Origin of the sequence: Rhizobium sp. CSW-27, assembly GCF_018760785.1 — a bacterium.
In the GTDB taxonomy this organism is placed as follows: Bacteria; Pseudomonadota; Alphaproteobacteria; order Rhizobiales; family Rhizobiaceae; genus Neorhizobium.
Genome location: NZ_JAHHZO010000007.1, coordinates 189060 through 201706, shown reverse-complemented (window position 1 = coordinate 201706; position 12647 = coordinate 189060). Strand labels below are relative to the sequence as shown.

7 protein-coding genes are annotated in these 12647 nt (G+C 62.4%); 4 read left to right on the top strand and 3 right to left on the bottom strand.

Features of this window, described 5'->3' with window-relative positions:
- Positions 1–64: 64 nt before the first annotated feature.
- Both KLP42_RS15380 and KLP42_RS15375 read left to right on the top strand, forming a co-directional pair.
- Entirely contained in the window at positions 65–880 is an 816-nt protein-coding gene (locus KLP42_RS15380; protein WP_215567861.1) for an ABC transporter permease, read from the top strand.
- A gap of 48 nt (positions 881–928) precedes the next feature.
- Entirely contained in the window at positions 929–1747 is an 819-nt protein-coding gene (locus KLP42_RS15375; protein ID WP_215567626.1) for a sugar phosphate isomerase/epimerase family protein, read from the top strand.
- A 339-nt stretch (positions 1748–2086) separates the two neighbouring features.
- On the opposite strand, the gene KLP42_RS15370 is transcribed toward KLP42_RS15375, so the two are convergent.
- The 3 genes from KLP42_RS15370 to KLP42_RS15360 all read right to left on the bottom strand — a co-directional run bounded on the left by KLP42_RS15370 (position 2087) and on the right by KLP42_RS15360 (position 5178).
- Positions 2087–2371 (bottom strand): helix-turn-helix domain-containing protein, encoded by a 285-nt coding sequence (locus tag KLP42_RS15370; protein ID WP_215567625.1) that lies wholly within the window; start codon positions 2369–2371, stop codon positions 2087–2089.
- A gap of 115 nt (positions 2372–2486) precedes the next feature.
- Positions 2487–2786, bottom strand: coding sequence for a hypothetical protein (locus KLP42_RS15365; protein ID WP_215567624.1), 300 nt, complete (start codon positions 2784–2786; stop codon positions 2487–2489).
- A gap of 358 nt (positions 2787–3144) precedes the next feature.
- A complete protein-coding gene (locus KLP42_RS15360) occupies positions 3145–5178 on the bottom strand; it encodes a sensor histidine kinase (protein ID WP_286675478.1) in 2034 nt (677 codons plus the stop codon).
- A 103-nt stretch (positions 5179–5281) separates the two neighbouring features.
- On the opposite strand from KLP42_RS15360, the gene KLP42_RS15355 reads away from it, so the two are divergent.
- Both KLP42_RS15355 and KLP42_RS15350 read left to right on the top strand, forming a co-directional pair.
- On the top strand, positions 5282–6019 hold the full coding sequence (locus KLP42_RS15355) for a response regulator transcription factor (protein ID WP_215567622.1): 738 nt from the start codon (positions 5282–5284) through the stop codon (positions 6017–6019).
- Between the two features lie 408 nt (positions 6020–6427).
- On the top strand, positions 6428–12628 hold the full coding sequence (locus KLP42_RS15350) for an MBG domain-containing protein (RefSeq protein ID WP_215567621.1): 6201 nt from the start codon (positions 6428–6430) through the stop codon (positions 12626–12628).
- Positions 12629–12647 lie beyond the last annotated feature (19 nt).

The following is a 12647-nucleotide window of genomic DNA, read 5'->3' as shown; positions in this document are numbered from 1 at the left end:
CACCGTTGCGGCCGGCGGTTCGCTGCTGGCGCGGTTCAGGTCGCTGCTCGAGCGCCTCAACCGCATGCCGATCCTGATCACCATCGCCGTCCTCTGGCTCGTGCTGATGCTGGCGATTGCCGTGTCTGCCGACCTGATCTCGCCCTACCGCTTCACGCAGATGGACCTGCGCAACCGGCTGAGCCTGCCGGTCTTCATGGGCGGCAGCTGGGCCCATATACTCGGCACGGACGAACTTGGCCGCGACGTGCTGTCGCGTCTCATCACCTCGATCCGCATGAGCCTGCTGATTGCCTTCGGTGCCACCATCATCGGGGCCGTGGTCGGCGTGACGCTGGGTTTCGTCGCCGCGCATTTCCGCGGTATTGTCGAACAGGCCGTTCTGGCACTTGTGGATTTTTCCGCCGCCATCCCTTTCCTGGTGCTGGCGCTGGCGGTGCTGGCATTTTTCGGCAATTCGCTGGTGCTGTTCGTCTGCCTGCTCGGATTCCATGCCTGGGAACGTTATGCACGCATTGCCCGCGGCCTTGCGATCAGCGGCCGGATGCATGGCTATGCCGCGGCCGTGCATCAGTTGGGGGCCTCGCCCTGGCGCCTCTACGGTCGCCATATCCTGCCCAACATCGCCTCGACGCTGATCGTCTCGATGACACTCGCCTTTCCGGAAATCATCCTGCTCGAAAGCGGCCTCTCCTTCCTCGGGCTCGGCATCCAGCCGCCGGATACGTCACTCGGCAACATGGTGGGTTTCGGCCGTGAATATCTGTCCTCGGCCCCATGGATCATGCTGGCGCCGGCCTTCGTCATCACCGCCACCGCGCTCTGCGTCTCGCTTCTGGGAGATTGGCTGCGCGACCGGCTGGACCCCACTCTTTCCTGACTTTCCTCCCCCGCAGCATGCTGCTCGATACAATAGAAGGACCATACCATGTCTCAACTGCCCATTCTTGGCGCCGCCATGACGTTGAAGGACGTCGAACTGAACCGGGACTGGCTGCTGGAGAAGCCGCGCGATCTCGAGCTGCAGGATTTTGTTCCGGCCGAAGTTCTCTGCGGCGACTGGCAGCCGCTGGTGGAGCGTGCAAGGCAGCTTCTCGACGGTCATCAGGGGCGGCTCGGCATGCACGGCCCGTTCATGGGCCTCAATGTCGCCTCCGCCGATCCGGATGTGCGCGCCGTCGTTGCGCGCCGCATGGAGCAGGCGCTCGATATCGCCGCAGCCCTCGACATTACCCAGATCGTCATCCACAGCCCCTATTCGACCTGGATGCACAACAATCTCGACAACTGGCCGGATCAACGCCAGCGCGTGTTCGAGATGACGCACCAGACGCTCGATGCCGCCGTCAAGCGCGCCGAGGACCAGGGCTGCGTCTTCGTGCTGGAAAACATCGAGGACAAGGACCCCGCCGAGCGCCGCCGTCTGGTGGAAAGCTTCAACTCGCCGGCCTTTGCGCTGTCGATCGATACCGGTCACGCGCATTACGCGCATGGTTCCACCGGTGCGGCCCCGGTCGACTACTTCGCCCATGACGCCGGCAACCTGCTGCAGCATGTGCATCTGCAGGATGCCGACGGCTATGCCGACCGTCACTGGCCGCTCGGCCATGGCAACATCAACTGGCGCGCCTTCTTCGCCCGCCTTGCCGGCATCACCTCCAACCCGCGCCTGATCATCGAGATCCGCGACAAGAGCCAGATCCAGGCCTCTGCCGCTTATCTGGCAAACCTCGGGCTGGCGCAGTAACCCGCCTGACGCGCAATCGGGCAGAGGCCGGGCGCACCGCCCGGTCTCTGCCGCACCTTCGGGCGCTGGCGGGCTTACTCCCGCGCCTCCTGCCGCATCCGCTAGACAAGTGACCTGCGGCTCCGGGGTGACGCGGCGTCTGATTTGGTGACGATACAGTCATCCGCCTCCTTCACCGAACGGAAGGGCGACGGGATCGGAACTTTTACCGTCGAAAAGGAAGCGCCTTGCCGACGAGACTCGTGCCTGCACGCAGAGACTCGGCGCCGCCGCGACGGTTTCCATCACGGCGGGGAAGCCGCAAGAGACATCTGCCAGGTGCCCGGGCACCTGCAGCGCTCACGCAGCGCGAACCACCAGATGCACTTCCACACCCAGGCCTGCGGCAACAGCCATTTTGACCAGCGAGTCGAGGGTGAACATGTGGATCTTGCCGCGCATCAGATCGGAGATCCTCGGCTGCGTAACGCCCAGTCGTCGGGCAGCCTCTGTCTGGGTACATCCCTGGGCGCGGATATGCCTCTCGATTGCCCGGACCAGGGTCGAGCGCAGCTTCATGGTTTCGGCATCGCCTATCGCCTCCTCGACAGTGTCGGAATGCCGGTCGAAATGTGCCTTGTCCATCAGGCTCCTCCTTTCGTCATATCGCCTTTTCTTATCGTTCCCATCAGACCAGCCATGCGGGCACGCCCGTGGCCCAGCCCGCCCAAACCTGCCGCACGGTCCAAGCGGAGAAGGTTCAGCCGAGACAGGTGGCCGCACCGGTCCCTTCAATGCCGAGCGCAAGGGCTGCGCGGCCGTTTTCCTCCTCCGTTCCGGCCAGCCGGTAGCCTCTGGCCAGCAGCCGCGTCGTATAGAGCCTGTTGTAGAGACTGCCCCACATCGCCCCGGTGGCGAGCCAGCCGAGCGGCAGGCCCCAAAGCCCCATGCCCGCCACAACCAGGCACAGGCCCGCCACCAGAGCCGTCATCGAGATGGCGAGACCACGCCCCAGATCACCGCGCCACATTGCCGGTCCCCCCGCAATCAACAGGCTCATCCAGCTAAAACCGTAATAGCCCGTCCTGTGTAAACCGCTCCGGGTATGCAGCAGTAAGACGCGTCTGGACATTATTCACAACCCGCCGTTATTTTTGAATGTGCGCATATTCAATGCTTCAATTGGAGCTCATCAACCTGAAGCAGAAGCAAGTTCCGCAACCCATACGAGCCGACATAATAGTATATGTCGCCCTTGTAAGCTATTTTTCCAAGGTTACCTCTTGCGTCATCGCGTAACGCTGCGTAACGAAACCTGTGTTCGGCAGGTAACAATTGCAAAGAACCGGAAAATGGATGTCAGATGTCCGCCGGAACACCTAGCGACATTGCGGCCCATTTCACGACCATGAGCAGTCTCAGCCAGGTGTAAGAGGCAGGATCAATCGCACCGTGGTGCCCTTGTGGCTCTCGATTTCGACGGTTCCGTCATGCACTGTCATGACCCTTGCAACGAGAAACAGACCAAGCCCCGAACCTTCAACGCTGCGGACATTGGAACCGCGCACGGCATTCTCGAGCACATGGGGCAGGTCCTGCTCGGGGATGCCCACCCCCTGATCGATGACGGAGATGACGGCCGCTGCACCGCGCCGTTCGAGGCAGAGCATGATGGCGGCACCACATGTCTTGCCGCCATATTTCGCGGCATTCTCCAGCAGGTTGATGATGGCGAGTTCCAACATGTCCCTGTCCGCCAGAACCGCAACCGTGGCGGCATCTTCTGCAATCGAAAGCCGGATGTCCGGGGCGTTCAGCAGGTCATAGGCGCGCTGCGTGGCCGAAGTCACGACGGCCGCGACGGTAAGCGGCTCCATCGAGGGCTTGAAGGAAGGCCCCTGCAGACGGCTGCGCGCCACATTGATCTCCAGGATTTCCACCAGCCGGGAAACGGCGCGACGAATCCGCTCGATGCGCGTCCGATCGGCCTTGCCCATGTCGGCAAGCGACAGTTCGATGCTGTCGATGTTGGAGCGGATCGAGGCAAGAGGTGTCCGGTACTGATGCGAGACAACCTCCAGGAACCGCACCTGCCGAAGCTGGGAGTCCATCTCCGCCTGCAGTGCATTTTCCGCCACCTTGCGCGCCTCCACCAGCTCATGGGTTCGCTCCGCCACAAGTCGCGCGGCGATCTGTTCGGACGAACGGGCATGCTGAAGCGCCTCCTCCTGCATCCTCCTGTTCTGCGTCTCGGCATCGCGCAGCCGCACCGCCATGGCGCCCGTCAAAAGCAGGGTCTGCAACAGCACGGAAATGCCATAGGCACTGAAGGTCCAGTCCGGCATCCAGGTGACGCCAAGCCGCTGCAGCATCGCAACGGTCGCGCCGAAACCGACCAGCGCGAAGGCGATCGCGGTGAGGCGGCTGGCCGTCCCCTCGCTGTTCATCTGCCGGAAACCCAGAACCGTCGTCATCAGAGCACCGAGAACGCCGGTGATGGATCCATAGGGGCCGAACAGCAGGTTCTGATTTGCCAGCGCGAACACGGACCCCAGCAGGCCGAACACGGCCACGGCCAGGTAGCAGCAATAAAGCCAGATCGACCGATTCCGCAGATTGAGCATGGCCGCATAGGCCAGCGAACTGGCGCTCAGCCCTGCCCAGGCATTCACCCCGATGAAGGCGTCGTTTGCCGCCCCCTGGCCGGCAAAGACGAAGGCATGGCTAAACCCCAGATTGCCAAAATAGATCAGGATGACGCCAAGGGTGCTGAAGAACAGTAGAGTATAATGCGGCTTGCGATCAAAATAGACAAAGACCAGCTGAGTCAGCAGCAGCGCTGTCATGGCGCCGAACCACAAGCCGAGAGCAAGACCGGCAAGGATATTGCGGGTGGGAAGCCGGTCCGCAGCAACGAGCTGCAGATCGAGCTGCGTGGAGGTTCCTTCGTTATGGATGCGGATATAGACGGTCGTGATCTCGCCGCGGGCGAAATCGACGAACACCGTCGGTGCAATGGCGGACGGTCCCTCGCGCGGCGGCGGCCTGTAGTCGCCGAAAGCAAACCGGGTGAAGGATGCGGGCGTCTGCGGCGCACCCGGCGGCGCCACATACACATCGATGAAATCCAGATAGTTCGGAAAGATCGAAAGCGCCCCCTTCACGTCACTGCCAGCCGGAAGCGAGAGCTTCAGCCAGAATGCATCGCGCGTGTAACCGAGATTGATCCCCTTGCCGGCGAGCGGCCGGAAACCGGCCTGGTGTTCCGGCGCAAGGATGTCGGAAAATGTGAGGTGCGCTGCCGGATCCATGAGGATCGCAAGATGCCCATTGAGCGAAGGAGGCTCTGCCGCACCGGCCGGCTGTACCGCGCCAGCAAGGACAAGAAGCAGAACAACGAGAGGCCAGCCTGCGCGCAGAGGATACTGCGGTAAAATCCGATCGATGATCATCTTGAATCTGGCCTTCAAGGTGCTGGACACCCGCGTTATAGATATGGTCCGGCTGGCGCCGTGCGAAACCGCTCGGGCGGCAGATTAAAGTGTCATGGACGCAATGAACAAGCTTCACAGATTTCGCCTGATTCTTGTCGAGGACGATCAAGACCTGCGCCAGGGCCTGGTGGAATACCTGCAACTGCGCGGCTTCGATGTCGCCGAGGCCTCGTCGGGTGCAGAATTTCACGAAGCACTCGCCGTTGCCACCTATGATGTCGCGATCCTCGACGTCAATCTGCCCGATGTCAGCGGTTTCGATCTCGCCCGTCATCTCATCGGCGTCGGCGCGCCGACCGGCATTATCATGCTGACGGCGCGTCACGCCCGGGAAGACCGGCTTCGCGGCTATGACAGGGGCGCCGATCTCTACCTGACCAAGCCGGTGGACAGCGAGGAACTGGCGCTGGCGGCAGCCAATCTGGCCCGGCGCATGCGCCATGATGGTCCAGCGCCACGTCCCGCCACACCGGATGCCGCTCCACCGGTGCAGCCGCGCGGCAGGTGGACGCTCGATCGCACGCTGCGCCGACTGACGGCACCGGATGGAGCGAGCCTGGAGCTCTCCGGCCGTGAAAGCATGCTGCTGGAGTTTCTGGCGCAGCACAAGGACAGCCTGATTTCCCGCGCGCAGGTGCTGGACGTCTATGCCGATGCGGCCCCCGACCCGGGCAGCCGGCGCTTCGATGTGGCCTTTGCCCGCCTGCGCCTCAAGGCGAGCCAGGCCGGCACCACGCTGCCGATCCAGGTGGTGCGCGGCTCAGGCCTGCGACTGATCGAGGCGATCGACATCCTCTAGCGTGCACTGACGAGCCGCGTGGCGGTGGCTTACGGCGGAGCATGGACAACCGTTCCGCCGACGGAGGTGTCATGTCGGCGCGCGGATTCACCAACGCCCCCTTCGCCACGACGCGCCCTCTCAATTACTATTTTATATTAAATTCATTTAGGTATCCGAAAAACAAAAGACCGAAATCCAGTATATAAATTCAGTATAAACCAAAATTTTATTGCCTATCGAAGAATCTTTGCTATCCCTTGACGCAGGATTGCACTTACGCCCACAGCCTATGCAGGACAGCTTCCGATGCACACATCTGCCGAATTCGGGCAGAAGTCTCGTGCATTTCGACAGCGCCGACAGGCTGTCAGCGTGGGTTTATAGACCTCTGCTCGCCGGCGACTGCGCCCGTAACCGCGATTGATCATGATGACCAAGCACAGCACCATTACCCGCATTCTTTCTTCGTCCACCGCGCTCTCGCTTGTCCTGCAGGTCGGGCTCGCGCCGGCTCTGCCGGCGCATGCGGACCCGCTGCCGACGGGCGCGAGCGTCGCGGCCGGCCAGGCATCGGTCGCCACCTCCGGTACGGCGATGACGGTGACACAGTCTTCCGACAAGGCGATCGTCAACTGGAACAGCTTCTCGGTCGGCAGCGGCTATTCGGTCAATTTCGTCCAGCCGGACCAGACCTCGGCGATCCTCAACCGTGTCACGGGAGCGACGACCTCGACGATTGCCGGCAGCGTCACCGGCAACGGTCAGGTCTATCTGATCAACCCCAACGGCATCGCGATCACGTCCGGCGGCAGCGTCAAGGTCGGCGGCGGCTTTGTCGCCTCCACGCTGGACATGAAGGACGAGGATTTCCTCTCCGGAAAGCTGTCGCTTGAGGGCAATGGCGCCGCCGCCTCCGTCTCCAACCAGGGGGTAATCACCGTCGGGCGCGGCGGCTATGCGGCGCTGGTCGGCGGCACGGTCAGCAATGACGGCGTGATCGCCGTGCCGCTCGGCAAGGTGGGGCTGGGCTCCGGCGAGCAGGCCACGCTCGATCTCTCCGGCGATGGTTTCCTGCAGGTGGCCCTGCCGACGAAGGCTGGCGCGGAGGGCGATGGCGCTCTGATTGAAAACCGGGGCACGATTTCCGCCGACGGCGGCACGGTGGTGATGCGGGCCGCCACCGCGCGCGAAGCCGCGCGCAAGGCCATCAACATGTCCGGCGTGGTCGAGGCACGCACCGTGGAAGGCCGCGAGGGCGAGATCGTGCTGGGCGGCGGCGAAGGTGGCACGGTCGCCGTTGCGGGCAAGGTGAAGGCCACGGCTGCCGCCGGCAAGGGCGGGTCGGTCAAGGTCACGGGCAAGACGATTGCCCTGGCCGGCGCCGAGATCGATGCCTCCGGCTCGACCGGCGGCGGCTCGGTGAAGATCGGCGGAGACTGGCAGGGATTGGGCGACACCCAGCGCGCCGAAACGACGAGCGTCGATGCCGCCACCGTCATCCGCGCCGATGCGACCGAAGGTGGCAATGGCGGCACCGTCGTTCTCTGGTCCGACGAAAAGACGGATTTTTCCGGCCTGATCACCGCACGCGGCACCGGCGCCGGCAATGGCGGCGATGCGGAAGTCTCTGGCAAGGCGGTGCTATCCTATGCCGGCTATGCCGATCTTTCCGCGGCAAACGGGCAGTTCGGCACGCTGCTGCTCGATCCCTACAACATCACCATTTACTCGGCCACGGCCTCCAATTCGAGCGGACTCACCGCCACCGGCAATGACAGCGTCATCAACGTCACGACGCTGGAAACGGCGCTTTCCGGTGCGAACGTCACGGTCACGACCGGCAGCAGCGGTTCCCAGACGGGCAACATCACGCTCGCAAGCGACCTTTTCTGGTCGGCCAATACGGTGCTGACGCTGGCCGCCGCCGGCTCCGTGAACATCGCCGCCGCCCTGACAGCGACCGGCACGAGCGCCGGACTGGTGCTGACCAATGCCAGCTACACGATTGCCGATGGCGGCAGCGTCACGCTGTCGGGCGCCAATGCCACCCTCTCCATCGGCGGCAATGCCTATACGCTGATCCATGATGTCGCCGGTCTGCTGGCCGTCAACAGAGGCCTGTCGGGCCGCTATGCGCTGGCGGGAGATCTCGATCTGTCCGGCACGACCTATACGGCCGGACTGATCGGCACTTCAGCGGCTGGCTTCAGCGGCACCTTCGCTGGCTTGGGTAACACGATTTCCAATCTGACGATCAACAGCACATCAGCCAATGCCGGCCTGTTCGGTTATATCGCTTCGGCCGGAGCCGTTCGCGATCTCGATCTGTCCGGCGGAAGCGTGACATCGACGAAGGATTATGTCGGCGGCCTTGCTGGCAGCAGTGCGGGCACCGTCAGCAATGTTTCGGCGACTGGAAACGTGACGGGCGCCAATTACGTCGGTGGCCTTGTTGGGAGCAACAGTGGTACGATCAATAATGCCTATGCCGCAGGAAATGTGAAGAGTACCGCAAGTTATGCAGGCGGCTTCGCAGGATTGAATTCCGGCACTATCACCAACGCCTATGCAACTGGGAAGGTAACGGCGACTTCCAATTTCGCTGGCGGATTCGTCGGCATGAATACTACTGGCGGGACCATCACCAATTCCTATGCCACGGGAGCAGCGACAGCCAAGATGTACGCCGGTGGCTTCGCTGGATATGTAAATGGTAGCCGTGTCAGCAACAGTTATGCAACCGGCGCAGCGACCGCGGCGAACGGGTCAGTCGGAGGTTTCGTCGGAGTCAATTCCGGTACCATCTCTAACTCCTGGTCCAGTGGTTTGGTTACCGGCTCCTCGCTCGCCGGTGGATTTGCTGGCGCGAACTACACCACCATCACTAGCTCCTACTGGGATATCGGGACAAGCGGCAAGACTAGCGGTGTCGGTGACGCAAGCGAAGGCGTGAATAACGTGTTTGGCCTCACCACCGCCCAGGCCCGCACCAGCGCCGCCTATTCCACCTGGGATTTCTCCACCGTCTGGTACCAGACCGGCGACATGCGCCCGATCCTGCGCTCCGAAGCGGCAACGGCGGGCAGCGATGGCGTCATCACCATTTCCAACCTGCATCAACTGGCGCTGATGGGCGCCAATCTCTCCGCGTTCTACAGGCTGGTAACGGACATCGATGCCTCGGAGACCGATGCAAGCGATGCGGATTATTCCGCCTCCGGCATCTGGGCCTCGACCGGCTGGGTGCCGGTGGGACTGACGGGCGGTATGCAGTTTACCGGCACACTCGATGGACTTGGACACACGATTTCAGCCCTGACGATCAATCGCACGTCGGGCGGTGTCGGCCTGTTTGGCTATGTCGGCACCAATGGAATCCTGAAAGACTTTTCGCTGACGGGCTCCATCGTCACATCGGCCAGCAATGTGGGGTCTGTTGTCGCCTATAACTACGGATCCATCACGCAAGTGAGTTCCAGCGCCTCCGTTAAAGCGAATGAATACGCTGGTGGCTTGGTCGGGCAAAATTGGGGAACAATTGCGCAGTCTTCCGCATCCGGCTCGGTGACAGGCTCTGGAGTGGGGATTGGCGGCCTGGTTGGGGTTTCCAATAGTGGTCTGATCAGCCAGTCCTTCGCATCGGGAACGATCACGTCGAACGGCATCTATGTGGGCGGGCTCGTCGGATTTTCTATCAACACGACCATCAGCGACGCCTATAGTATCGGTTCAGTCACGGGCTGGAACTATGTCGGCGGCCTGCTCGGTTCTTCCATCAATACGTCGGTTCAGCAAGCTTTCGCCGCCGGCAAGATCACCGCAAGCGGCGGCACGGTCGCCGGCGGTCTCATCGGCACACGAACGGTCGGCACCATTACCTCATCCTATTTCAACACAGAAACGACCGGCCTGACGGTCGGCGTGGGTGATGGCGACACCACAGGCACCAACGGCCTTACCACAGCGCAGATGCAGACGAAGGGCAGCTATTCCGGCTGGGACTTCACGAATGTCTGGTATATCAAAAGCGGCTTCTACCCCGTCCTGCGGGCGCTGACCTCGGACATCCCAACAGGCATCTCGATCACCATCACCGCCAACAGTTTCAGCCGCGGCTATGGCGATGCCAATCCGGGGCTCACCTGGAGCATCACCGATGGTGCGCTGGAAGAGGGCGACAGCGTGACGGGGCAGCTCGCCACCACCGCCACCACCACCTCCGGCGTCGGCACCTATGCCATCACCCAGGGCACGCTTGCCATTTCCGATGCCTATGACATCACCTTCGTCGGCGGCACGCTGACGATCACCCAGCGCGCCATCACGGTGACGGCGGACAACCAGTCGAAGACCTATGGCGATGCCAATCCGGATCTCACCTGGACGGTGACCGACGGCAGCCTCGTCAACGGCGACACGCTGTCGGGTACGCTTGCCACCACCGCCACCAAAACCTCCGGCGTCGGCGCCTATGACATCACCAAGGGCACGCTTGCGAATGGCAATTACGCCATCAGCTTCGCCTCCGGCACGCTGACCATCAACCAGCGCGCCATCACGGTCACCGCCGACAGCCTGTCGAGGACCTATGGCGATGCCAATCCGGACCTCACCTGGACAGTGACCGACGGCAGCCTCGTCAACGGCGACACCATGTCCGGTGCGCTTGCAACGACGGCGACCGGGACAAGCAGCGTCGGCGCTTATGACATCACCCAGGGCACGCTCGCCGCGTCCTCCAACTATGCGCTGACCTTCATCGGCGGCACGCTGACCATCAACCAGCGGGCAATCACGGTGATCGCCAAGAACAGGGCGAAGACCTATGGCGATGCCAATCCGGACCTCACCTGGAGCATTTCCGAGGGCAACCTCGTCAATGGTGACACGCTGTCCGGCGCGCTTTCCACCACGGCGGATGCAACGAGCGATGTCGGCAAGTATGACATCACCCAGGGCACGCTCGGCAATGCCAACTATGCCATCACCTTTCAAAGTGGTACGCTGAAAATCAACCAGCGCGCCATCACGGTCACGGCCGACAACACGTCGAAGACCTATGGCGATGCCAATCCTGATCTCACCTGGACGATGACCGACGGCAGCCTCGTCAACGGCGATACGCTGTCGGGCGGCCTTTCCACCGTGGCTGACAAGACCAGCAATGTCGGCGCTTATGACATCACCCAGGGCACGCTCGCCGCGTCCTCCAACTATGCGCTGACCTTCACCAAAGGCACGCTGACCATCAACCAGCGCGCCATCACGGTGACGGCGGACAACCAGTCGAAGACCTATGGCGATGCCAATCCGGATCTCACCTGGACGGTGACCGACGGCAGCCTCGTCAACGGCGACACGCTGTCGGGTACGCTTGCCACCACCGCCACCAAAACCTCCGGCGTCGGCGCCTATGACATCACCAAGGGCACGCTTGCGAATGGCAATTACGCCATCAGCTTCGCCTCCGGCACGCTCACCATCAACAAGCGCGCCATCACGGTCACCGCCGACAACCTGTCGAAGACCTACGGCGATGCCAATCCGGACCTCACCTGGACGGTGACCGACGGCAGCCTCGTCAACGGCGACACCATGTCCGGTGCGCTTGCGACGACGGCGAACGGGACAAGCAGCGTCGGCGCTTATGACATCACCCAGGGCACGCTCGCGGCATCTGCCAACTACGACATGACCTTCGCCACAGGCACCCTGACGGTGACGCAACGCGCCATCACGGTGACCGCCGACAACCAGTCGAAGACCTATGGCGATGCCAATCCGGATCTCACCTGGAAAGTGACGAACGGCAATCTCGTCAACGGCGACAGCCTGTCGGGCGACCTTTCAACCGTGGCCGACAGGACCAGCAATGTCGGGACCTATGACATCACCCAGGGTACCCTTGCCAATGCCAACTATGCCATCACCTATGAAGGCGGCAGGCTGACGATCAACCAGCGCGCCATCACAGTGACGGCCGACAGTCTTTCCAAGACCTATGGCGACTCCAATCCGGATCTCACCTGGAAGGTCACGCAAGGCACGCTCGTCAACGGCGATAGCCTGACCGGAACTCTGGTCACCAACGCAGATCAAACGAGCGGCGTCGGCAGCTACAAGATCGCACAGGGGTCCTTGTCCGCCTCCAACAATTATGCACTGTCATTCGTCGGCGGCACGCTGGCGGTCACCGCCCGCGCCATCACGGTGACGGCCGACAACCAGACACGCCTGTTCAGCCTGGACAATCCGGACCTGAGCTGGACGATCACGGCCGGCAATCTCGTCAATGGCGACATGCTGAGCGGCCAGTTGTCCACCGAGGCCACCACGGCATCGCCTGTCGGCGACTACGCCATCAAGCGCGGCAGCCTGACGGCCGGCCAGAACTACGATCTCGCCTTCGTCGACGGCACCCTGTCCGTGACCCCGGTTCCGGCCACGCCTATCAGCAGCCAGCTCCCGCAAGGCATCATCTCCTTCGGAGACGCCAACACCACCGTGTCCACCCCGGCGGCGCAGATCGTCTTCGTCGGCAGCGGCGCGACCTCCTCCGATGTGGAGACGAGCAGCATCGCCTGCACGGACGGCCTCGACAACGCGACCGCCTGCACCGCCAACTGATCCGAGCAAGAGACCGATT